This is a genomic window from Pseudomonas sp. FW305-70 (assembly GCF_058783925.1).
In genome coordinates this window covers 14,679-39,798 of record NZ_JBYSYZ010000017.1, presented here as the reverse complement: position 1 = coordinate 39,798, position 25,120 = coordinate 14,679, and the positions used below count along the sequence as shown (strand labels likewise).

The following is a 25,120-nucleotide window of genomic DNA, read 5'->3' as shown; positions in this document are numbered from 1 at the left end:
GCGCAAAACGCTAGAAGCTAGCGGCCCGAGTTAATGCACTGAGTGCGAATTGTTTGAGGACCGTCAGCATCCAGTTCCCGAAAACCAACAACATGACGACCGTCACGATCAGCTTGGGGATGAAGGTCAGGGTCATTTCCTGGATTTGGGTAGCGACCTGAAGGATGCTGACCAGAAGGCCAACGATGAGAATGGCGAGCAACAAAGGAGCTGCCACCATTGCGGCGGTCAGAAGCGCTTCTTTGAGCGCGTAAAGCATAAAGTCCTGCGTCATCCATATTCCCTGCTGCGCTGAACCGAGTGCACGTTTCGAGCACGCCTCAGATCACATGGCAAACCGCCATCAATCTGGCTATGGTAGCGACATTTGTTTAGGAGACGCAACAGAATGTTACGGAGTGGATACATAATTGGTGGTGACTGGTTTCATGACCCGGTAGTCCATTGTCAATCAGGAAAGGCTCAGCCCTTCCTGATTGAAATACAGGTCACGGTATGTTTTTGATAAAGGCAGGAAATTTCGCTCCCCTGGCTTTCAGCATGTCTATGACGGTATTTTTCCAGCGTTGCGCTTCGGAGTCTGGTGGCACCTGAACGATTTTCACCCTCTTTGCTAGGTCAATAGAGTCATAGGTATAACTGATCGAAAACCAGTTGTCTTCCAAGACGAAGGCAAATCGCCCGCGACCCTGCGGCAGGGTCACGAATTAATGACCCCAACCCCGATGCCTCCCAGCGCCACCAGTTGCTCGTTGCTGGCTTGGGCCTTGAGTCTGCACTCTTGCATGCACAGGGCCAGCTCAGAGTCGATGGCTGCAGGGAAGGACAGATAACGAGTCCACCCCGCCCCAATACCACAGCCCGCCATTGCGGGCTGTGGTAAGAGCATCGAAGGCTTACATCCGCTGTGGTGCCTTTGGCGAGCGCGTCGACACCAAGATGACCTGCGATTCCGCCGCTGCCGGCCAAGGCCGAAGCGCTGTCCTTCTCTTTATTTACAGTTATCGTTGTAACTTGTAAGTATTTATTACCTGCCCTGTAACTGCATCAATATCAACTTGAAACATCGCACCATCTTCAATGGATCTAAAGACTGCGCCAAAACTGGATTGACTTGTATTTCTTGGTGGTTCAAACCAGCAAAAAACACCTTCCCTCTGACGACCTGCGATATCTTGAATGTTGGAAATGCGAAATTTATCTGAGCCATCAGCGTTGATTACAATTAGCTCTTCCTGCGACTGCTCTTCATTCTTGCTTACTAACGCAACGATAGCACTCCTGCTTGGTAACAACTTGGGAAGCACGCCAAACTGAAAGCATTTAGATACTAACTGACCATTACATATCCAGTTAAGTTGAGTAATTGTTGAAGGCTGCCAACCCAAGCCAATCATCATTTCAACAGTCATATCTTCGCCAATGATATTTCCATCACTACGGAATTGTTTAAAGCTTCCGATTTCCACCATTTCATTCCCCTAATGGCAATTTCCAAGGAGAACCGACCATGCGTAAATTACGCTGACCAAGAAACTCTACTTGTGGGACCCCTCCCGAATAACTTCCTAGAGGACCTGTAAACCCATTATGCAGTCGTTGAGAAGCAGTTGTTTCCACAGTTATTGCATGCGATACATCACTTTTAAATTCTTCCAATATAACAAGTTTATCTCGTGCAAATGCTTGACTGGTTACGTTTTCAGTTGTAGCAAACCCACCAAATGCAGGCTTACCGGCCATTAGTGCTTCTGCCTGCCCTTGACTTACGACCATCGTATATCGAGTTCCTGCAGGCACCATTTCTGTCGTTACATCCTTACTTACCAACCACGCTGGCTGATTACCTGCAGCTTGCATTTCTGCATTAACAATTGCTGCGGACCTTGACTCAATAATCCCTGCACTGTTTGGAACATCAAATACAGGCACATCATCAGCAATTAATCGAAAGTCTTGCAAAGTTGAGAGCCGAGCGTTACCCACACTCCCATAACTCAACGTCTCGGACTGTACCACCCGAGAAAGTGCAAGATCAACCTTGTTAGACAACCAAGTCGACGGCGTGACCAGTCGTCCCAGGAATGTTACGACTGGCGCTGCCACTGGCACTGGCACTGACATTGCGGCCACCAGCACATCCTGGTTCGCCTGTTCAAAGGTACGCCCGCTTAACTCTGCCCATCCGATGGGAATGGCGTTCGCTGCAGCCCATAGAGTATTGACCCCAAGCGCAACACCGTTGTGAACAACGGAATTAAGCCCATACGCCATGTCAAGCGCCATGTTACCAGTGTCGAAATGAGTAGGATTGGTACCCATTAGATCCGTGTCGGCATATACGCCGGCAGAAAACAAGGGTTCACTCACATTGAAGACAGCTCGCCGCAAGTAATCGGGCAATACACCTTCATTTTTTTCAGCTTCACGAGCTAGATGGGTAAGCTCTGCCGTCGTCGTCGTGTCATATAATTGTCCGTTATCCAGCATCTCCTGGAACTGGTTGGTGGCAAGCGAAGCCATAGGGTTCCTAGAGAGAATATCGCTGTTTTTTGCAGCATAGCTAACCTGCTCCCTTCGCTTGAAAGCACCATCAACAACTATTTGCCGCTGACTCATGCGGCCCGACTCAGGACCAAAGAAATTGCCACCCGGCAGCGAAGCTTCGATCAAACCATTGGCTATTGCGTTACCAAAGGCATCTGCCGCTACGCTCGCATAGTCCAGCTTGCCCCCCTTACCAATCAAGGCCTGCACACTGGAACTGACCTGGGCGCCAATGACGCCGTTAAAGAAGTTGGATTTGAAGTTATCGGTATCCAGACCCAGCCCTTTGCTGATCCGGGCGGTGGCCACCGAAGCCAGCGCCGACGTGGCTATTGAACGCCAGCTGAAGCTGACATCCAGGCCGACAATTTTGCTGGCCCCGTAATTACCAAAAGAGTTCAGCACGGCTGTGGTAGCGATTTTGCCATAGCTTCCCGCCTGAGCCAGTTGCTGAGCAGTCTGCCCGCCTGCCACCAGACCACCGACTCCTGCTCCAACGCCTGCGGCCAATCCCCCCATGGCGACCTGCCCCCAGGAAAAACCATTGGTCACTCCCATGGCATTGCCGGCCAGTTGGGCAGCAGCGCTGCCCGCCATGCCGCCCACTACGGCGGCACCGAGGCCAGCCCAACCTGTTGCCGCACCACTAAGCGCGGCAAGACCGGCCGCAGCCGTAGAGAGCCCTGCCGCTGCCGCAGGTGCCATGACCGCCAACGCCGCCCCCGCCGTAAACACCGTCGCCACCACAGCTACCACCACCATGACAACACTTGCCAGCCCACCACTCTTCTTTTTCTTAGGCTTTGGCGGTTTATAAATCGGCACAGGAGTCAGGTCGCCTGTCACTTCGCTCTGATCGTAGGCCTTGAAGGTGTCGGCGTTGTTGGCGTTGCTGCCGGTAACGTTGGGAATGACCAGGCTGGTGCCGCGCACCAGAGAATCACTGACGTTCAGACCATTGGCATCAGCGATGAGGTACCACATGCTCGAATCGCCCCAGGTTTTCTGGGCGATGCTTTGCAGGGTATCGCCGTCCACGATCACGTAACTGCTTGGAGTACGCGCCACCTCATCAGGTGAGATCGATGCGATGGTGTCGAAGATCTCCGGCGTGCTGTTATTGCCGATGCTCGCCAGCACATTGCCACTATAGGTGGCATAGCGCTGGGAAGTGTTACCTTCCGAGCGCATGGTCAGCTGGCCATTACGATCCGAAGCGAAACGTCGATTAAAAGGAGTTGATCCGTTTGCAACTGCGGTAAGCAGTTCACCGCGAGCGCTGTAGCCCATGGTCGTTCTGCTATTGGTTCCGCTATTGATATTTGCCTGAATTATCAACTCTTTCCATGTATCGAATCCTGCATGAGTTGTTTGATTCTCCCCCCACATGGCGATACCGCCGTTCTTGTCATAGACGGTATATCGATAGTGAACAGCACGTCCCGCTGCGTCGTACCCGACGGTAGAGTCACGCTCCACGCCATCAACGCCAATCTTTCGTGTTTCATTGAAGAAGGTGTATTGATAGGCCTTCCAGCTGCTGCCGTTCCAACGGGTTACCAACTGATTGTTGAGCTTTGCGTCTCCACGATAGGTGTAGGTAGTACGGGTGCGTTCACTGCCGTTGACGTCCTCCTGGAAGACACGGTTATTGCGGACGTCAAACTGGGCACTGAATATCTGGGTAGCGTCACCCAGTATCGAGGCATAGGAAGTGTCAGGGTTGGTAGACAGATTTCGAACAGAAGCCCGCTTGGTGACCGAAAGCAATGAACCGAGGTCGTTATAAGTGTAATTTTTCAGTACGTACTCGTGGCTGGGGTAACCAAAAAAGTCGATGGTTGCTACGTACTCCTCGGAAGACGTGCGATTACCCGCTACATCATAGGTGTAGACTTTGCCCTTCCCTTTACCGTCAATGACACCAGCAGCTACTAGCCCGCCACTATTGAGGAAGCCATCCTCGATCAATACTCGTCCTTCCAAATCATATTTGAACCGGTTATCGAGCACCGTGCGTACGCCGGATTGGCTGGTGGTATCCAGCGTCACACGGCGACGATTGCCCAATTCGTCATAGCTATAGGTAAGGGCATCAATGCGGGCGGTAGCACTCAGCATGTCGCGTAAACCGACATGCTGAGTACCGGCAGGTGTCCTCACTCCTGACAGTCGTCCCAACGCATCATATTTGTAGAATGTCTCAAAGCTGGCGCCGCCGGCAGCCGCGCCAGACGTAATGATGGTGGAGTTGAACTCACGTACTTTATTCCCGGCCAGATCATATTCCGAGCCTGTAACCGCCCAATTCTCCGTCGGCCCCTCGATCACAAACTTGGTCAGGCCATTCGCAAAGTATTGGTAGGTTTTGTCAGGGCCATCGGCAACCTGCTCTTTTTCCAACTCACCAAAATCATTGTAGGTGTAGGTGTAGGTATGTCCGCCCCAGTCTTTATACCCAACGAGCCGAGAAACATCTCCCGCTGAGTATGTCCAGGTCTTGGTACTTCCCAGCTCGTCTTGTTCAAGGGTTTTGCGGTTTAGTGCGTCGTACGCATAGCTGAACATCACACCCGATTCGTTATTGCTATGGGTGATGTTGCCGCGCTCATTATAAACAGTGTATCGAGTGTTCCCCGCCACACCTGACATGTAGGACTGCCCCAAGCGACCATCTTCCACGTTTTTCAGGGTTTCCGCCGTCTCGACAGTGCCGTTGATTTCGGCATACAGACGACCAGCCTGGTCGTACTTGTTGGTCAGCAAGGTGACCTTGGCGCCGTTACGGATGATGCCGTGATTGATCTGCCGGTCCATGGCATCGTAGCTGTCGACCAACACGGTCCCCAAAGCGTCCTGGGTGGAGACGCGGTTGCCGTGGATGTCATAGAGGTATTGCCGCGAACTGCCCAGAGCATCGACGTCACGAGTCAGTTGACCCGCCTGGTTGTAGACGTGCTGGCGGGTGCGTAGCAAGGTGTTGGTGGCCACGCCGGTGTAAGGCCCGACCAGATCGGCTTCCTGGATCAGTCGGCCGACGGCGTCGTAACGCTTCTCGTGGATCAGACTGGCGCGGTAGCCGGTACCGTTCTCCCGCAGGATGTCGGCGACCGGCAGGGTCTCGGTGAGCACCTGGTTGGCCTGGTTATAGGTGTAGCTGGTGACGTAGCCACGCGCATCGGTACGGCTGAGCACGTTGCCCCAACGATCGGTGGTTTGCCGGATGATCGGGGTGCTCAGGGTCAGGGTGGCGCTATTCAGGGTGTCGGCGCTCAGGTTGGCTTCGAAGGCCGGCAGGTGTTGCTCGAAAGTGCGACCGAGCAAATCGTTGCGCATATAGTTGATACGGTCGTCGGTGGTCGTGCTCCAGTTCCCTAGCACCGTGCTTTTGCTGACTTTGCCGGAAAGGTCATACTGGAACGCAGTGACACTGGTATTGCCGTTGGATTCGAGCCGACCGGCCTGGTCATAGTTGAAGGTCTCTACAACGCCGCCATTGACCTCCTTGCGGGTGACTTCACCGAAGCGGTTATACAGTGCGCTTTCACGCGCAGACACCTTGGTGTCCCAATCCACGGTGTACCAATCCACTGTGGCGATCTGCTGGCCGAGCGTGTCGTACTCGAAGGTACGGCGGATGGTGTGACTCATCGCCATCGGCACGCCAAATACCGTAATCCAGGCGCTCATCGTGACATTGATCTGCCGGTTTTCCTCGAGGCGCCGGCCGGCGACGTCGACCTTGTAGTTCTCCGAGGAGCCGGCGGCGTTGATCTCCTGGATCTCATGGCCGGCGGCGTCGTAGCGGGTGAGGGTGGTCTGGGTCAGACCGGCCTGCACGTTGCCAGCGCTATCGGTGCCTGCCACGCGGACTTCCGCGATCTGCTGCCCGAAAGCGTTGAGCAGGAAAGTGGTGGTCGGTGAGGCGATGACAGTGGCGCTGGCAAAAGGATTGACGGCATCGCTCTTGGCTGTAGCCCTGGCGGGCTCGGTGACTTTGAACACTTGGCCAAGGACGTTGTAGTCGGTACTGACAACGTTGCCCTGGGCGTCAGTGACGGTCTTGACGTTACCCACGCCGTCATAGGTGCTGCGGCTAAGCAGCAGATCGGCAGTCACCAGCGTGGCGCTGACCGCTCCAGTGGTGGCGTTGATGCTCTGTTGCCAGAAGCGCGCGCCTTCCAGAGTGGTCTGGCTGAGTCGCCCCATGGCGTCGTAGGTGAAGCGGGTGCGGCGGTCGCTGGCGCTGGCCGTCGGGGCCACCGACAGGACATTCTCGCTCCAGTTGGTGAGCTTGGTGGCGTATTCGGTCTGCCGGGTCAACTGGCCGAGAGCGTCGTACTCCATGCGGGTGTAATAGCCAAGGGCATCCACACTGCCAATGCGCTGGCCGTCCAGATTGTAGTAATGCACGGTGCTGGCGCCGGTCTGCACGGTGGCGCCGCTGGCGTTGCGCGCTACCTGGGTCTCGCGCACCAGTTGGCCGAAGGCGTCGTAGCTGTAAAGCGTGGTTGGCGCCAGGGTGGTCAGGGTTGATGTAGCGACGTTGCCAGTGAAGGTGTAGAGGCTGACCAGGTTCTGCTGCACCGCGGTCTTGCGCCCGAGGGCGTCATAGCTTGTTGTCAGGGTTCGGTCCTGGGCGGCGCTGGGTACCAGAGTGGCGGGGGTGATGTCGGTCCCGAGGTAATACCCCTTGGCCGGCACAGCCTGGGTCAGGCCGTTGGCGTAGCGAACGGTGCGGGTGGTCTGTCCCAGGGCGTCGTAGGTATAGGCCGTCACGCCCTTGAGCGCATCGATGTCGTGGCTGACCCGACCCAGTAGGTCGTAGACTTTGTAGCTGTCAACGAAGTCTAAGGCCGCAACTCCGCTGTTGTTAACCCGTACGCGGTTGCGCACGGCGTTGCCGAAAGTGTCGTAGGTGACCTCGGTGCTGACCTGGAAGGTATTGGCGGTGCCGTCCGCGCTCTGTTGATACTTGCCGCTGAGCTTGTTGTACCAGCCCGGGCTGGTGGTGCGGGTCTGCCGGCCAATGGCGTCGTAGGCATAGGAAGTGGTGCGTGCCTGACTCAGGTCGTCCAGTGCTGGGGTGGCAGCTACGCTGGCCCGCAGGCGACCCTCGCTACGGCTGGTCACATTGCCCATGGCATCGTAGGTAGTGCTGGTGACCAGGGAGCCGGGGGCGAGCGTAACCTCGCCGGTCTCGGAGATGCTGGCTACATAGACCGGCGGAGTGATTTCCTCCACCAGACGGTTGAGCGTGTCGTAGTTATAGGTCCAAACGTGGCCGTTTTTATTGGTCAGGGTTTTGCGGTTCCCCACCGCATCGTAGGTGTAAGTCTCGACCTTGCCTGCAGCATCGGTAACGGACTTTTGTCGACCGACGGCGTCGTAGGCGAAGACAGTGGTGCGGTCATTGTTACTGTCCCGGCGCAGCAGCGCTTGCAGGTGTTCGGCGCTGAGAGGTTCGTTTGCGTCATGCACACCCACGGGGCTGGCCACCGACCAGTTCGCCTGACCGGCAGCAGCGTTTGCATTGACATTGAGTACCTGGCCGGTGGCGGTGTCGATCAGCTCCAACGAGTCCACTTCGATCAGACGGCTGGCGTCGCCGCTGCTGTCGGCACCGTAGTTGAACAGCAACAAGGGCACTGCACTGACACTGCCCTCGAAGAACTTGTTGCGGCTGGCGCTCGCATTGATCGGGTTGGTGCCGCTGATGGTGCCTTCGAAGGTCCGCCAGCCCATCTCCGGCGTCAGCTTCATCGCTGCAGCCGCACTATAGGTGTAGGTGCCTGCGTACGGGTTGCTGATCGCATTGCCGGCACTGTCATAAGTCACCACGCCAGCATATATATTGCCCTCCCCCGTCACCTGGCGCAGCTTGACGCGCACGGTGTAGGTCCTGGCCGGATTGATGGCGATTTTTTCCAGGGCGGTCAACATGCGGCTGTCGCCGCTCATGGAGAGCGTCCGGCCGTCACTGCTGCCAGCCGTCGGCAACTGGATGCGCTTGGCGTACTGAACGGTCTCGGTAAGCTGGCCGTTGGCGTCGTATTTATTTTCGGTAACAGCGCCTAGCCCGTCGATCACATAACGCTGACGGCCCACCGCGTCGTATATGAATCGAGTGTGGCGGTCACTGCTATCCGGACGCAGCAGCGCTTGCAGGTGTTCGGCGCTGAGAGAATCGTTTGCGTCATGCACACCCACAGGGCTGGCCACCGACCAGTTCGCCTGACCGGCAGCAGTGTTTGCATTGACATTGAGTACCTGGCCGGTGGCGGTGTCGATCAGCTCCAACGAGTCCACTTCGATCAGGCGGCTGGCATCGCCGCTGCTGTCGGCGCCGTAGTTGAACAGCAACAAGGGCACTGCGCTGACGCTGCCCTCGAAGAACTTGTTGCGGTTGGCATTCGCATTGATCGGGTTGGTGCCGCTGATGGTGCCTTCGAAAGTCCGCCAGCCCATCTCCGGCGTCAGCTTCATCTCTATAGCCGCGTTATAGGAGAAGGTGCCTGCGTACGGGTTGCTGATCGCATTGCCGGCACTGTCATAAGTCACCACGCCGGCATGTATAACGCCCTCCCCCGTCACCTGGCGCAGCTTGACGCGCACGGTGTAGGTCCTGGCCGGATTGATCGCGATTTTTTCCAGGGCGGTCAACATGCGGGTGTTGCCGCTCATGGAGAGCGTCCGGCCGTCACTGCTGCCGGCCGTCGGCAACTGGATGCGCTTGGCGTACTGAACGGTCTCGGTAAGCTGGCCGTTGGCGTCGTATTTATTTTCGGTAACAGCGCCTAGCCCGTCGATCACATAACGCTGACGGCCCACCGCGTCGTATATGAATCGAGTGTGGCGGTCACTGCTATCCGGACGCAGCAGCGCTTGCAGGTGTTCGGCGCTTAGAGAATCGTTTGCGTCATGCACACCCACGGGGCTGGCCACCGACCAGTTCGTCTGACCGGCAGCAGTGTTTGCATTGACATTGAGTACCTGGCCGGTGGCGGTGTCGATCAGCTCCAACGAGTCCACTTCGATCAGGCGGCTGGCATCGCCGCTGCTGTCGGCGCCGTAGTTGAACAGCAACAAGGGCACTGCGCTGACGCTGCCCTCGAAGAACTTGTTGCGGTTGGCATTCGCATTGATCGGGTTGGTGCCGCTGATGGTGCCTTCGAAAGTCCGCCAGCCCATCTCTGGTGTCAGCTTCATCTCTATAGCCGCGTTATAGGAGAAGGTGCCTGCGTACGGGTTGCTGATCGCATTGCCGGCACTGTCATAAGTCACCACGCCGGCATGTATAACGCCCTCCCCCGTCAACTGGCGCAGCTTGACGCGCACGGTGTAGGTCCTGGCCGGATTGATGGCGATTTTTTCCAGGGCGGTCAACATGCGGCTGTCGCCGCTCATGGAGAGCGTCCGGCCGTCACTGCTGCCAGCCGTCGGCAATTGGATGCGCTTGGCGTACTGAACGGTCTCGGTAAGCCGGCCGTTGGCGTCGTATTTGTTTTCGGTAACAGCACCCAGCCCGTCGATCACATAGCGCTGACGGCCCACCGCGTCGTAAATGAATTGAGTGCGCCGGTCACCGCTATCCGGGCGCAGCAGCGCTTGCAGGTGTTCGGCGCTGAGAGGTTCGTTTGCGTCATGCACACCCACGGGGCTGGCCACCGACCAGTTCGCCTGACCGGCAGCAGCGTTTGCATTGACATTGAGTACCTGGCCGGTGGCGGTGTCGATCAGCTCCAACGAGTCCACTTCGATCAGACGGCTGGCGTCGCCACTGCTGTCGGCACCGTAGTTGAACAGCAACAAGGGCACTGCACTGACACTGCCCTCGAAGAACTTGTTGCGGCTGGCGCTCGCATTGATCGGGTTGGTGCCGCTGATGGTGCCTTCGAAGGTCCGCCAGCCCATCTCCGGCGTCAGCTTCATCTCTATAGCCGCGTTATAGGAGAAGGTGCCTGCGTACGGGTTGCTGATCGCATTGCCGGCACTGTCATAAGTCACCACGCCGGCATGTATAACGCCCTCCCCCGTCAACTGGCGCAGCTTGACGCGCACGGTGTAGGTCCTGGCCGGATTGATGGCGATTTTTTCCAGGGCGGTCAACATGCGGGTGTTGCCGCTCATGGAGAGCGTCCGGCCGTCGCTACTGCCAATCGTTGGTATCTGGATCGGTTTGGCATAGCGCACCGTCTCGATCACATGACCATTGTTGTCGTACTTGTTCTCGCTGACATAACCCAGGGCGTCGACGGTAGAGCTCAAGCGGCCGGCAGCGTCGTAGACATACAAGGTGCTGTTGCCCGCCGCATCGATCTTGCGCGTGACCTGGTCGTTGCCGTTGTAGCGATACTGGGTGGTCAGGTTCAACCCGCTCGGGTCTTGGCGTTCACTGATGCGTCGGCCCAGTTTGTCGAATTCGTACTGTGTGATCTGCTGGTTTGGGCTGGCCACAGTACCGCGCATCACCTGCACTTGCTGGCCAAGGCCGTCATAACTGTAGCTGGTGGTAAGTTTCAGACCGTTGGGGTCTTGGGTGACCCGGAGTTGTTGGCCATTACGGTCGTAGGCGTAATCCGTAATGCGCTGCTCGCCCTTGCCTTCGGCCTCGACTACCCGCACTTGGCGACCCTGGCCATCAAAGCTATAGCGGGTAACGCTGTTGTTGGCGTCAGTGCGAGTCAGCACGCGATTGTCGGCGTCGTAGCCGTAGCGGGTGATCTGACCCAGAGCGTCGGTCACTGTGATCAGCCGCCCGGCCGCGTCATAAGCGTTAGTGGTGACCTGGTTCAGGCCATCCTGGGTGGTGATGAGTTGGCCGTCCTTGTTGTAGCTGAAACGGGTCACCGCACCGGTTCCATTGGTGACCGTCAGGGTCTGGCCGTGACGGTTCTTTATGGTCACCACACTGACCCCGTCGGGGGTGGTCACGGTCAGGCTGCGCGCGCTGTCGTTGTAGGCGTAGGTAGTGACATTACCCAGCGCATCGGTTTGCTTGAGCATTCGGCCGAAGGCGTCGTACTCGCTGGTTTGTCCCTGGTCGAGTGGGTTCTTGAGGGTAATCACTCGACCATTACTGGCATAGGTGGTGGTACTGCTCAGACCCCGGCCATCAGTCTGCCTGATCACCCGGCCGAAGGCATCGTAGGCGGTGGTGCTGCTGCGCGCCAAACCGCCGACATCTTCGATACGGCCTATCTGCTCACCACGCTTGTTGTAAGTGGTGTTGCTGATGACGGTGCTACCCGCGGAAATTGTACGAGTGACGGACGTTAGGTTACCGAAGGCGTTATAACCATTACGGGTCACGTACCCCTGGGCGTCGGTCGTGGACGTCAGCAGGCCACGATTGTCATAGTCATACACACGCCGATTGTCGCTGACCGCGTTACGGATCGCCTGCACCAGGGTTTTCACCTGAGCATTCAAGACACCACCCGACAATGCGGCATTGTCTGCGGCGCTCAATCGCCCTGTGAAATCAGTACGCTCGCGGGCCTCGCCAAAGCTGCTATATACCGTCTCACTAACCTCACCCAACGCATTGACAACGTGAGTCAGACGCCCCGCCGCATCATAGTAGGACAACGTCCGATTACCCAGTGCATCACTGGCACTGGCCACCCGTCCAGCAGCGTCATACCGATAGGTCAGGCCATACTGCGCATAAATCGCAGCGACTTCAGTGTCGCTCATGCCGGTCTTTATGCGTGCCGACGCTTCACCGAGCAGCTTGCCAATGGTTTGGCCAAAGGCGTCATAGCGGGTGCGGGTATTGCGCTCGTCGGTGCTTCCCTGGGCCTGGATCTCACGCACCAGCCGCCCAGCCAAATCGTACTCATACGCAGTGGTCGTGCCATCGATGGCGACACGCCGTGCCACACGCCCTAGATCATCAAAAAAGGTGGTCGCTGTTTGTGTTGCGCTCGCAGCCACAACGGTCTTGATCGTAGAAAATACCGTCGCATCTGAAATCGCGGCGGTATAGGCCATGGCATAACGAATCGTTTTTTGAGTATTGGCCGCTTCGTCGTACACAGTCTCGGTGACGAACTGCTTCTCATCGACGCTGCCGATTTGCCGACCTGCCGTATCGTAGTAATACCAACTCGACAGATCACCGGCGGAGGTTTGGCGCAAATCGCCGAGGGTACCGCTGGCCCGATTGGCGATCAAGGTCACGCTTGCGTAGCGAATGCTTTGCGTCAGCCGACCTGCCGCGTCATATCGGTTTTCACGCAGATAGCCTTCAGCATCCAGCTGGCCGCTCTGGTGCCCGCTGGCGTCATAGAAAAATCGTGTAGTGCGGTCACCTGTCTGTTGCTTGATCAGTTGGCCTTGACCGTCATAGGTAAAGGTGGTCAGCGTACCGCTGGCATCTGCGCTGGTACTCAGTCGACCTGCATTATCATAAGACAAAGTAGTCAAGCGATCAGCAGCAGTGCTCACCGGACGAACTTCGCCAACCAGTTTTTTGAGCACTGCGGTACCGTTGTACCAGGCTGCGGTATCGACCAAGGTAGCGTAACGTTTTTCCTGGACTCGCTGCCCGGCAGCGTTGTAGCTGTACTCGATGATAGCTCCGACGCCATCGACCAGCGCACTGACCCGACCAGCCTCATCGTAAAACGTATAGCTGCGCACGCCCGTCGCATCCTGGACCATAATCTGGCGGCCGGCGGCATCATAAACATACGAAGTGGAGCGCGGTGTCTGGCCTGCTGCTGTTTGCGTCAGGCTGAGTAATTGACCTTTGCTGTCGTAGGTTTGCGTAACGGTCAATCCAGCACTGTTGGTGACTACCACTGTGCGGTTGGTACCGTTATAGGCGGTGGTCCGGGTGCCAGCCGAGTCGGTCTGACTGATCACCCGGCCCTGGCCGTCGTAGGCTACCGAACTCAGGGTGACTTTCCGGCTACGGTCCGCCCCGCGCGCTACGAGCGTCTGCAACAACTGGCCATGCTGGCTATAAATATATTCGGTGACGCTTGTACTGCTATTTTGCGTACCTACACCGGCAGCATTGACCGCGCCGTAAGTTACCCGACGGCTCAGGTTGCCCCGGTAGTCATAACTCAGCTCGGTAAGGGTCGAACGGATTCGGTTTCGCGCGCCTGTCCAGGTCACCAACTGCGATTCTGTCAGTACTGCTTGCGGCGTGAGCCCGGTCAACGTGAACAACGCATCACCGTAGCTGATTTCCTGAACTCTCAGCCCTTCGGGGTTATAGCGGTACTCCGTGACCTGACCGCGCCCATCGACTGTAAAGCGCACCCGATTATCACTGTCGTAGGTCAATCGGGTGACCTGGGCGGTACTGGCTGGTGGCTCCGTCCAAAGCCCGGTGGTGGTGTTCAGGATCGCTGTTGCGCTGTAGCGGATTTCATTTAGCAGTTGGTTATCCGCGTTGTAAGTACGAGCAACGGTGGCGCCCGTCGCATCTCGCTCCAGCAGAGCATTACCGTTCGCATCGTACTGATAGGTGACGGCGTTGCCGCGCCCGTCAGTGATTTTGATAACGTTGCCATCCAGGTCATAGGCATAGCGCGTGGACAGGCGTTGACCATTGACCGCCGGAGTTTGCACTTCGATCAATCGGTCACTGGCATCGTAGATGTAGCTCCACTGCTGGCCTAAGCCATTAAGCACATCCGTACGCCTGTTAGCGATGTCGTAACTGAATGTGGTGGTACCCGAATTATCGGTAACCGTCTTGATTCGGTACTCGCCGTTAAGCAGCTGATAGGTGAAACTGGCCGAGGCTCCGTCGCTTTGCACAACACTGGCGATGCGGAAGCTGGCGGCGTCATAGGTATAATCGGTGTTGTAGTAGTAGCCATCGACATTACTGTTGTCGGCCGGGCTCAGATCAGTACTGACCTTGATCAGCCGCCCCTGGGCGTCATACCCGTAATAAACCTGCTGAGTCAGCGCGCCGCCCGCAGCGCTACGCGTATCAACGCGATTCAGCTTTCCGGACGCATTGTAGTTCAGCACCAGTTCCTGGCCGGAACTGTCCTTGACTGAGTTCAGGCGTCCATTGGCACCGTAGCCATAGTTGATTTCAGTGCCGTTAGCATCGGTGACCGACAGCAGCCTGCCATTGTTGTCGTAGAGCTCGACGAGGCGTCGCGAGCCGTCGGTCCAAACCATCTGACCGGCGTCGGCATCCCAGGTAACGGTGTCATGAGCACCATCGCCTTCAGTCGATTGATATCGACTGCCATTCCATTGATAGACAGTCTTATGGCCATCGCCAGTCGTACGGGTCAACTGGCTACCGGGGGTGTTCACGGTGCCGGTCAATAACAGACTGCGCTCGCCATCCCAACGCCAGCCATCCGCATCCCCGTCGCTCAAACCACCTTGGGTGTTGTAGGTACGGGTTTGCAGTAAATCCTGACCCAGGCCGGAAAGTTGCTCGTCGGTATAGCGCAGCATCAGGTTCCCGTTACTGACGTTAACCAGCGCCTGTCCCCCGGCCTGCCCCAGGTTACCCTGGCCACTGCCCCCCAGCGAATTCAATGAAGCATTGAACAGCCCTAATCCATTACCGGCGACGATGGCGACCATAATTTCCTTGACTCCCCCGACGAAGCTGAGCCGACCGCGCGGCTCAAAAAACTGCTGCCCGCCCAAACGGCCAAGCAGCGCTACTGTCAGTGCTTATGCCCGGTTTTTGGAAAAAGTTTAGGGGTAATAGAAAATATTTTATGAGGCGTTGAAATCAGTTGTTAACGCATGACAGGCAACGGTTATCAAGGCAATAATCGCTCGGCAGAACCGCCACATTACTTTCCGATCGCCGACAAAGAACCCATTCATGGCCACTGATAACACGTCCGCTGAACACCATCGCTTGGCGCGCCTGCTCGCTTTCCTTGGACATGACCCAACCAACTTTTCGCTATTGGTTGATGCCCTGTCATTGACCATCGACCTTGGCGACATCTTTTACGCCCAGCAACTGATCGATCATGTAAAAACCCAAGCAATCGAAGAGCCCAACGTATGTGCGCTGGCGGCACACGTCTCATTGCTAGCCGGTCAATATGCGGCAGCAGGTGCCTTCGGCGATAAGGCAATCGAGGGTGGAATCGAGCATTCGGCCGTTATCTTCAATACCGCCTTTGGCCATTTTCACAGTGGCGACTATGCATCAACCCATACGCTGCTTTCACGCCTGAGCAATGACCCACAAAGCCCTGCCTCTATGTTGATGATTCATGCACGCGCGCTGCATCAATTGGAAGAAACCGAACAGGCCGAGGTTCTGGTTGTTCGAGCCCGAAAGCAAGAACCGGAAGATACCGACATACGCGGCCTTCTTGCCCTGCTGCAGTACGAAAATGACAACTACTCCCCGGCATTGATCACAGCGCACGAGACGCTGGCCGACGATCCCGATCAACTCGACGCGTTGATCGCCTGCGCCTCAGTCCACTTCGAACAAAACAATATCGCCGCATCACGCAACGCCTGGCTTCACACTGTCACTGCGCATCCTGAATGCGGCCGAGCATGGTCCGGGCTGGCTCGACTGGAATTCAACGAACTGGAATTCGAACAGGCTGAAGGACATCTCAAAACAGCGGTCCAGTTCATGCCTGACCATATCGGTACCTGGCATCTTCTGGCCTGGATCTACATTCTGCGCAGGGACAGCATTCGAGCGCGCGAAGCACTCGAATGCTCTTATGCGCTGGACCGTACCTTTGGCGAGACCCATGGCGGACTGGCGATTGTCGATATCATGGATGGGATGAAGGATCGCGCCAAAAAAGGTATTCGCCGCGCGCTCAAGCTCAATCCCGGCGGCTTGTCGGCCCAGTACGCCGAGGCCCTCCTGCTTCAAGAAGCAGGCCAGCCAGAAAAAGCAGCTCAAGTGATCGATCGGGTCCTTGACCGGACCCGGCCCGACAGCAGCGTCACCGGTCGAATACTGATGGAAAACTGGCTAAAAACCCACCAGAACAAAGTCCCAGACCGTCATCCAGACCAACACTAAGTCATCGTACACGGGGAGGTTCAACATGCTGGACGCATCGGAATATTTGCACTTGGCTATCAATGCCAGTCAGAACAGTGACCACCACGCGGCACTGAATTATCTAAACACGGCACTTGAGTTAGAGCCGAAAAATGCTGCGGTACACTATTTTCGTGCTGCCGAACACGCCGAAATTGGCCTGCTGGAACGTGCGCATGCGGAAATGATCGACGCACTTGAACTCAATCCCGAAATGGATATCGCACGCTTCCAATTGGGCTTGCTGAGTCTTCAGCTGTCAAAGATGGATGAGTCCCGCGACGCATTCGACTCACTCCTGAGAACATCGCGAGATATGAGCTTACGGGAATTCTCAAGCGCATATCTGGAGTTGCTCAATGAAAACACGCAAGATGCGATCGCCCGGCTGACTCAGGGTCTGAAAGATTGTCCCAACCCGGCATTGAAGGCTGATATGGAGCGGGTACTGGCAAGTCTCTCAGCTTCCCCCTCTCTCAAAAGTCCCAATATGGCCGAACCCGCCGTATTCCTTGGCGCTTATCGCGACACTTTAGAGACTCCCTGATGAACAGAATCGATTCGACTCGCCTATCCAAAGTCCTGGCCGCGCTGGCCAAGCCTAAGGACCGAGTGACATCGAGCACAGCAAGCAGCCCAACCGCAGTCAACGTCAAAAAAGGTGCAAAAGACCTTGAAGTGCTGCGTGCACACTTGCAAAGCCGCCTTCAGGATCTCAAAAAAAATACCGAGAACTTCCATGAAATGGCACCGGTGATTACGGTGCAAGAAATCCTGCGCTGGGAGTTTGGTGACAGCATTCTGGAGCATCCTGAATTCGGCAACATATCAAAAAAAGTGGCTGCAACCATGTTGGAAAATCAACAGCTGGAAAAAGCCATTTACGGAATTGTTGATCGGATGGTGTCGCCTGCCCCCTGACTTGAAGCTTCGATGAGTCAGTAAACCAGCTTTCAGACTCTATTAGCGACACCTTATAGTCGAGGCCGTAACAGTGGCTTGATAACGGTGCAGTACCCATCGACAATAACTGGGTCGAGAAACAGCCGTTCCTGCCCACTCGATAACCGTTCCATCATGATACGTGCTTCCCTGCTGGCCGATGCGACGATTTTGCTGCAGGCCAGATAGGGGAGTTACTTTTTCAACAGAGTCGGCCAGATGCCGCCATTCTCAATATTGCGCTTCCTAAATTCGCAAGCAGAACAAATATGTAAAACGCATAAAACCCGCCGAAGCGGGATTTATTTTGCCAGTAGTTTTCGACTACTCCATTAGACTGCTATAAAAAATCCGTCCACTTCTCTGATTACGAAAATTCTTTCCGCTGCGTCCTGGTTTTTGCGTGGCGGCTGCTGGCCACGCTATCGACGAGAACGCTCTCCATCTTCTGACGTGCTATCTCGGCACCTTTCCGTCGCAATGGAACCTCGACAAATCTGTAGTTCAACTCGCTGAGCACAATCATGATGATTACTGATGTGAGCAAAAGCTCAGTAGTGAAGCCTTGGGAAAGCGCCAACCCTTTTTCCACGGCTACCCGGCTCCAAATTTCCGTACTTAAGTGATACGCAAACATATGGATGACATATAGCGCGTAGGAACGCGAACCCAGCCATTGAAGTAGGCTACTCAGCATCGACGGGCAATAAATGTAACCTTTTTGGTAGCTTGAAAGCCAAACCAGGATCAAAGCGTTTATCGCAATAAGACCTACGGCTATGGGGGCCGCTATTAGTTGGCCAGCAATAGCGCCTAGCATGTAAAGGAGAAACACGGTCAAAGTAAAACGCTTGAGGAGACTGGTGCCGAGTGCAGTAGGCTCAATATCCTTGTACAAAGTCGTGCGCGTAAACAAGCACAACAGAATCCCCCACATCATGGCATCCAGGCGAAATGAGAAAAGCATGCCTGCTGGAGGAGGAGCGAAGGCATTTCGATCTAGACAAAACTGGACAGCTATTAGCGCGATCAAGGCTATTACCCGCCATCGAGTGGAGGTTATCAATAGCAGAAAAAGGGGGAAAACGAAGTAGAACTGCTCCTCAAGCGCCAGACTCCAATAAACTGAGTTAGGGCCTAGAAGCAAGCCGTATTGGTTCGCGAGGTTACCGCTAAATGTAGCGACGGCTGTAAAGCTGCGCAGATTGTAAAACCACGACTCGAACGCATTCGATTGATTGAAAAATATCGAAAAGACGAGGGGGATAAGCACCCATAGCCATGCAGTAGGAAGAAGACGGTAAGCACGTCTGATCCAGAAGGATGCCGCCGCGATTCCAAATTTTCCTTGAGCTTTACTTTTGTCGAAGTAGTCAAGATATGCCTTGCTGACGACGTACCCCGATATACAAAAAAACAAGTCTACCCCTGTCCAGGGAGAATAGATGTTAAACAGCTTCTCCATGAATCCTGCATGGAACGGCAAGAGCAGATTTGAATGCGTTACCACCGTCATAACGATGGCTATCCCGCGCAAATATTCAATTTCAATATTTTTTCTAAGGCTCATCTATCTCTCTTATTTTTTGTGCCAATACAGGACTACAGCCAGATTTGGGTTGCCTGTTTTAGTAATTTGACCTTGTGAATCGCCGAGCTAATCAGGCCAGTCGCTTGGTGGCATCATGGATGGGCCAGTCAAAGGCTTCAAGGCCAAATGCCAAACTTTACTACTCGCTTGTGTGCCCAGGCCGCACAGATAGGCTGACTCGTTGGTCACATCGTCTTCCAGTATGCGCAAACCCTGGGGGCGCTTATAGATGTACCTCAAGGTACCGCACTGCGCCGTTATCACTACAAAATGGCCATGGCTCATTTGCTCAATTTTGTATGTACCAGAAAACATGACTTGCTCGTCACTGACGGAGGACGAAATGGTCGCCCGGCCATGCTGATCGAGCACAACAAGCGCATCATCTTCTCCCGATTGGCAAGCACTTAGGAAGGGTGACAAGGCGAATATGGCGAGGAGTTTGATGTGTTTCATGGGTTCGGACTGCTTAAGCATCTCGTGCCCGCTAAGGCGAAAGGAAGGCGGTAATTTCCGCTTGCAAGAGCGTGTGTTGCAAAGGGACTGGAATGCCAGAGGCCCCGATTCTAGCTTGCGGTACTGGTGGTTGCTATGGGAGTCAGATGTACGCTCAATGGCCACGAGTTGCCTAGGCAACTCCTGACCATATTTCATACCTGTAAACAATGTCTCCGGTTTAAAACGTAAAGGATGTCTCCGGTTTCTACCGGTACAACTCCGCCCGCCTCACAGGTTCAATTCCCCGTAAATACCGGCTTGCGCTTTTCGAAGAAGGCGCGTGCACCTTCAGCCTGATCCTTGCTCGCCGCGCAGTGCAGGAAAGCCTTGCGCTCTTCACGCAGTCCTTCGTCCAGTGTCCTCTCGTCGGCGCCTACGATACAGCGCAGCACACCGTTCACGGCCAGTGGCGCCTTCTCAGCCAGTTCCTGCGCCAGCGCCATCGCTGCTGCCTTGAGTTCGGCGACTGGATGAACGGAACGCACCAGCCCCATGCGCAAGGCTTCGTGACCGTCAATCCTGCGGGCACGCAACACCATATCGAGCGCGTTGTCACGGCCGATGCAGCGAGTCAGACGCACCGAACCGCCCCATGCCGGCACGGTTCCCAGATCCATCTCGGGCAGACCTATCTGCGTGCCAGTATCGGCGGCAAGACGGAAATGGCAGGCCAGGGGTAATTCGAGCCCGCCACCCAGGCAGTAGCCGAACAGGGTGGCAACCGACGGCTTGCCCAGGGACTCGATACGCGCCAGAACACGCAGGCGCTGGTCAAGCACGGTGTCCCAACCACCGCGGGCTGGAACCTCGCGCATCGCCTCCTTGAGGTCCATGCCAACGGAGAAATTGGCCTCACCTTCACCCGTGAAAAGCAGGGCACGCACACTTGGATCGGTGGCGGCCTCTTCCACCGCCGCTTCCAGAGCGTCGATGAAAGCGAAGCTCATTCGGTTGATCGGTGCGTCATTGATGCTGATGGACATAACGGCGCCGTGACGCGTGATCAACAAGGGTTTTTCGTTGGACATGATGGGTGATTCCTTTTTGTAAGGGGCGCGTACGGCGATCGCAAAGTTGTCGGCCGTCAAAAAATGCGCAAATGTTTTCGTCGCAGCGAAGCGTGTCAGGCCACTTCAGGAGGCTGTTCCGGTTCCGGGAAAATATGACCGCCTTCCATGGCCCATGAAGCGGGAATGTCGACCACTGCCACCACCACAGCATTCGCATCGGCCCCGGTGACTGCCATGTAAACGTCGGTGATTGCGCGCAGGATGGCGTGGCGCGTCGCTTGTGGTCGTCCCGCACGTATCTGGCCGCGAATTATCGCGGGGGTCGCGACTTGGCCGGCGGTGAATGCGCTTCCCGCTTCAAGCTCCTTGAACAGCACGTGCACATAGCTGGCCGGCGCGCCCGTCTCCTGGGTGTGAATGGATGTGATGGACTCGGCCAGCGATTGGCGTTGACGCTCGCTGAGCGTTCCCTTGACGGTCTGGCATTCATAGAGGGGCATGGAAAACTCCTTTGAAGACGTTATGCAACAGTCAGGTACACAGGGCTTACCGCTTCAGCCCTTCAGCTTGATGATCAGTTCGATCAGCTTGTTGGGCTTGAGCGGTCCTTTGTCGTAGGGCGGCAGCATCATCCTGGTGGCCGCGAAGAAGCCCTGACGATAGACGGGGCGCATTTTGGAAAAGGTCTGAAAGCCTTCGTAACCGTGGTAATGGCCCATACCGCTGGCGCCGACGCCGCCGAAGGGCATGTCGTGCTGAGACACGTGCAGCAGCGCGGTGTTGATGCACACGCCGCCCGACATGATATGGGTCACGTAGTAGTCCTGCAGGGCGCGGTCCCTGGTGAAGGGATACAGCGCCAGGGGCCTGTCGTGCTTGTTGACGTAACCAGCCACTTCTTCGCGAGTGGTATAGGTCTTGACCGGCAGCAGCGGGCCGAAGATCTCGCGCTGCATGATGACCATGTCGTCGCTGACGTCGAATACCAGGGTCAGCGGGAATTTTCGCTGGGTCTTGTCCGGCGTCTGGCCGGGGAAAAGATTGACCACCCGCGCGCCCTTGGCCACAGCGTCATCCAGCGTGGCCTGCATGCGGTCATAGGCGCGCTGGTCGATCATGGACGTGTAATCGGCATGATTGATGTCGGGGTAGCGCTCGGCTATGACCCGCTGGGCTTCGCGTTCGAAGTCCGCCTCGGAGCCGGCGGGAATGAAGACATAGTCGACGTTGGTGCAGATCTGGCCCGCGTTGAAGGCCTTGCTCCACATGATGCGATCGACGGCCAGGGTCATCGGGAAATCCGGCGCGACCACGGCGGGTGATTTTCCGCCCAACTCCAGCGTCACCGGGGTCAGGTTGCGCGCAGCATTCGCCATCACAGCGCGGCCGGTCTGACCCGAGCCCGTGAAGAAGAGATGGTCGAAGGAGATCGAGGAAAAAGCCGGGCCCACCGAACCATTGGCGCCGCGGTCTTCGAAGAACTGAAGCTGTTGCGGCGGGAAGTATTTCGGTGTGATGGACATCAGAAGACGCGTCAGATTGTTCGAGTTTTCCGACATCTTGACCATCGCCCGGTTGCCGGCGGCGAAGATGGCGGTGAGTGGCCCGAAGGACAGCAGCAGCGGAAAGTTCCAGGGTACGATCACGCCGACCACGCCCAGCGGCTGGGGAATGACACGGTTGCTGGAGGTGGGGTAAACCATCAGATCGATGTGGCGTTTCTGCGGTTTCATCCACTTCTTCAAGTGCTTGATGGTGGACTTGATATCTCCCAGCACGACGAAAAACTCGGCGAACAGTGTCTCGAAGGTGGAGCGGTTGCCGTAGTCCTGGTTGATCGCTTCGATCAGTGCCTGGCGGTTGTCTTTCAGCATCCGCGCCAACTTCTTGAGGTCTTCCACGCGCTGGGCATAGCTGCGCTCGGGCGTGGCGAGGTAGGCGGCGCGTTGGTGCTCGAAGCAGGATTGCATGGCGGGAGGAACGATGGGCTGGGCAATATTCAGGGCACTCATGCCGAGGTCCTTGTGTAGTGATTGAAAGGCGGCAAATGGGTTTGGCTACGTTTGTCGCGCAGCCGCCCCCCTTCTATTGCAAAGGATTCAATGCCTCAGGTGTGGCGCTCACGCGTCCTTGAAGTTCGGTGCTCGTTTTTCCAGGAAGGCTGCAGCGCCTTCCTTGAAGTCTTCTGCGCCGGTCAACCGGGCGACTTCACTTAGCAGTGTTGCAAGCGCCGCCTCGGGGCCTTTTTCACGGGCCAGGCGCACCGACGCAAGCGCGGCTTTAACACCGGACGGTGAGTTCTGCGCAATCAGCCGTGCGGTCTCGAAGGCGCGCGTCATCAGCTGGCTCTGCGGTACGACCTCTTGCACCAGCCCCATCCGGCAAGCGGACTGAGCATCGAACTCCTCCGCCGTCAGGATGTAGCGAAGCGCGTTACCGAGACCGATTTTTGCCGGCAAAAACACGGTGGCACCCCCGAACGGGAACAACCCGACTGCCACCTCGCGTTGAATGAACGTGACATCTTGCGCGGCGATAACGATATCCGCCGCTGCCGCCAGCTCCACCCCCAGGTTCATGCACTTGCCATGAACGGCAAGGACCACCGGTTTGCTCCGGCGGCGAACGGCCGGGTCGATTTCGAGCATATCCACCAACGATGGATCACCGATACGCAACTCTCCCCGTGCGGCGAGAGGCGCAGTGCTGACGATGTCCATGCCCGAGGTGAAGACCAGGCCATTGGCATGCAACACCGCACAACGCAGGCCTGGATCGTCTTCGTAGATCGCCATGGCCTTGGCCAGGCCGATGAACATGTCGCGGTCGAAGGCATTCATCTTGCGCGGACGGTCCAGGCAGATCGACAGCACATTACCGTGGCGCGTGATGACCACCCGATCCTCAAGGCGGTCGCCGGACGCGGCATGGGTTTCGCGTTTTTCGCGCTCGCGCAGTACCAGGATCCGCCGCAGGATTTTCCCTGCCGGGTTCTTCGGAATGGCGTCGATGAATTCGATGTCGCGCAGTTTCTTGTAGGGGGTAACACGCTGTGCGACGAAGTCGATCAGTTCGGCTTCGGTCACAGGTGAGCGCAGCACAACGAAGGCTTTGGGCACCTCACCGGATTCGGTGTCAGGGCTGGGCACGACGCCGGCATCCGCCACCGCGGGGTGCATCAACAACACACTTTCGAGTTCGACCGGGCTGATCTGGAAGCCTTTGAACTTGATGAACTCTTTGGCGCGGTCGATGATTCGCAGATTGCCGTGCTCATCGAACCGGCCGACATCTCCGGTTCGCAGCCAGCCCTGCGCATCGATCGTTTCGGCGGTTGCCGCCGGATTGTTGAAGTAGCCGAGCATCACGTTGGGACCGCGTATCAGCAGCTCGCCATCCGCACCTGGCGCCACGTCCTGGCTGCCGCCGATTTCCACGACCCGCACCTCAATGCCATGCATCACCCGGCCGACCGAACCTTCGGCCTCTTTCGGCATGCCTGGCTCGGAAACAGCGCCGGTGGTGGTTGATTCGGTAAGGCCCCAGCCGTTGAGCACCGGTACTTTCAATCGATCGGCGGCGCTCTTCAGCAGGTCGGCACTGATGGGCGAGGCACCGGAGATGGCCAGGCGCAGGCTCGACAGGTCGAAGTGATCGACCAAAGGATGCCTGGCAAACTGCAACACAACGGGAGCAACGACCGGAGCGACTGTGATTTTGTAGTCCTGAATCACGCGCAAAGTCACTTCCAGGTCGAGAGCGGGCAGCACGATCAAGCGCGCGCCCTGAGAAAGCGCCGAGCCTATGAAGCTGGTCTGTCCATAGATATGGAAGAACGGCAGCGCCGCCAGGATGGTGTCGGACTTGCGGAAAACCTGGGCGGCGGTCACCTGTTCGGTCGCCGCAACGTAGTTGCGATTGCTGAGCATCACCGCCTTGGGGAAGCCGCTGGTGCCACTGGAGAACATCAGGGCCAACAGGTCTTTTTGCAGATCACGGCAGCGCTCTTCGGCCAGAGGCTTGCCCACCAGCAACGAGGCAAACGGCGTGAGGCCCGCGGACTCACCCAGCACGAAAATTTCTTTGAGCTGCAATGTGGACAGGGTGTCACGTAGCCTTTCGAAGACTTGCGGGGTGACGATCACACGCGTGGCCCCCACCAGCTTGAGGAGTTCTCGCACGTCCTCTGGTGAGGACATGGGATTGAGTGTGGAGTACACGCCGCCGGCGAAGGCTATACCGTACAGAGCCACCGGGAACCAGACGCTGTTCGGCGCGATGATGGCGGTGACCTCCCCAGGCTCCAGACCGCGCTCTATCAGATTGCCGGCAAGCACACGCACATGCCGGGACAGTTCGGCATAGGTCAGTTGTTCACCGCTCAGCCCGTCGATCAGCGCCGGGTTGTCTGCGTAGCGTTGGATTCGCTCCAGGAATAGCCCGGCGAAGGACCCGACTGGCACTTCCAATGGCCTTTGCAACAGAAATGAATTCATGTTT

General features: G+C 56.6%; 13 protein-coding genes. 3 read left to right on the top strand and 10 right to left on the bottom strand.

Annotation, left to right across the window (positions count from 1 at the left end):
* Positions 1 to 10 precede the first annotated feature (10 nt).
* From AC3WN7_RS15110 to AC3WN7_RS15095, 4 genes are all read right to left on the bottom strand, one after another.
* Positions 11 to 274 (bottom strand): flagellar biosynthetic protein FliQ, encoded by a 264-nt coding sequence (locus tag AC3WN7_RS15110; RefSeq protein ID WP_007988827.1) that lies wholly within the window; start codon positions 272 to 274, stop codon positions 11 to 13.
* Positions 275 to 488: 214 nt separating this feature from the next.
* Positions 489 to 704, bottom strand: a complete 216-nt coding sequence (locus tag AC3WN7_RS15105) for a hypothetical protein (RefSeq protein WP_102674613.1) — start codon at positions 702 to 704, stop codon at positions 489 to 491.
* 297 nt (positions 705 to 1,001) lie between these two features.
* Entirely contained in the window at positions 1,002 to 1,472 is a 471-nt protein-coding gene (locus tag AC3WN7_RS15100) for a hypothetical protein (protein WP_146022406.1), read from the bottom strand.
* A gap of 1 nt (position 1,473) precedes the next feature.
* Entirely contained in the window at positions 1,474 to 15,123 is a 13,650-nt protein-coding gene (locus AC3WN7_RS15095) for a hypothetical protein (RefSeq protein WP_492575309.1), read from the bottom strand.
* 250 nt (positions 15,124 to 15,373) lie between these two features.
* Between AC3WN7_RS15095 and AC3WN7_RS15090 the strand changes: the two genes are divergently transcribed.
* The 3 genes from AC3WN7_RS15090 to AC3WN7_RS15080 are packed head-to-tail and all read left to right on the top strand — an operon-like array spanning position 15,374 to position 17,500.
* On the top strand, positions 15,374 to 16,558 hold the full coding sequence (locus AC3WN7_RS15090; protein ID WP_102675591.1) for a tetratricopeptide repeat protein: 1,185 nt from the start codon (positions 15,374 to 15,376) through the stop codon (positions 16,556 to 16,558).
* A gap of 25 nt (positions 16,559 to 16,583) precedes the next feature.
* The gene (locus tag AC3WN7_RS15085) at positions 16,584 to 17,126 is read left to right on the top strand and encodes a tetratricopeptide repeat protein (RefSeq protein WP_102675592.1); all 543 of its coding nucleotides are present in this window, start codon (positions 16,584 to 16,586) and stop codon (positions 17,124 to 17,126) included.
* A complete protein-coding gene (locus tag AC3WN7_RS15080; RefSeq protein ID WP_102675593.1) occupies positions 17,126 to 17,500 on the top strand; it encodes a hypothetical protein in 375 nt (124 codons plus the stop codon). The genes AC3WN7_RS15085 and AC3WN7_RS15080 overlap by 1 nt, the downstream gene beginning before the upstream one ends.
* Positions 17,501 to 17,888: 388 nt before the next feature.
* Here AC3WN7_RS15080 and AC3WN7_RS15075 read toward each other — a convergent pair whose 3' ends face one another.
* The 6 genes from AC3WN7_RS15075 to AC3WN7_RS15050 form a co-directional block, all read right to left on the bottom strand.
* Entirely contained in the window at positions 17,889 to 19,091 is a 1,203-nt protein-coding gene (locus AC3WN7_RS15075) for an acyltransferase family protein (RefSeq protein WP_102675594.1), read from the bottom strand.
* A gap of 87 nt (positions 19,092 to 19,178) precedes the next feature.
* Positions 19,179 to 19,568, bottom strand: coding sequence for a hypothetical protein (locus tag AC3WN7_RS15070; protein ID WP_146022468.1), 390 nt, complete (start codon positions 19,566 to 19,568; stop codon positions 19,179 to 19,181).
* 278 nt (positions 19,569 to 19,846) lie between these two features.
* Positions 19,847 to 20,638: an enoyl-CoA hydratase/isomerase family protein gene (locus AC3WN7_RS15065; RefSeq protein ID WP_102675596.1), complete on the bottom strand. Its 792-nt coding sequence runs from the start codon at positions 20,636 to 20,638 to the stop codon at positions 19,847 to 19,849.
* Between the two features lie 95 nt (positions 20,639 to 20,733).
* Positions 20,734 to 21,120: a tautomerase family protein gene (locus AC3WN7_RS15060; protein WP_102675597.1), complete on the bottom strand. Its 387-nt coding sequence runs from the start codon at positions 21,118 to 21,120 to the stop codon at positions 20,734 to 20,736.
* Between the two features lie 54 nt (positions 21,121 to 21,174).
* The gene (locus tag AC3WN7_RS15055) at positions 21,175 to 22,632 is read right to left on the bottom strand and encodes a coniferyl aldehyde dehydrogenase (protein ID WP_102675598.1); all 1,458 of its coding nucleotides are present in this window, start codon (positions 22,630 to 22,632) and stop codon (positions 21,175 to 21,177) included.
* Between the two features lie 108 nt (positions 22,633 to 22,740).
* Positions 22,741 to 25,116 carry a crotonase/enoyl-CoA hydratase family protein gene (locus AC3WN7_RS15050; RefSeq protein WP_102675599.1) on the bottom strand — a complete coding sequence of 792 codons (2,376 nt, stop codon included), beginning with the start codon at positions 25,114 to 25,116 and terminating at the stop codon, positions 22,741 to 22,743.
* Between the last annotated feature and the right edge of the window lie 4 nt (positions 25,117 to 25,120).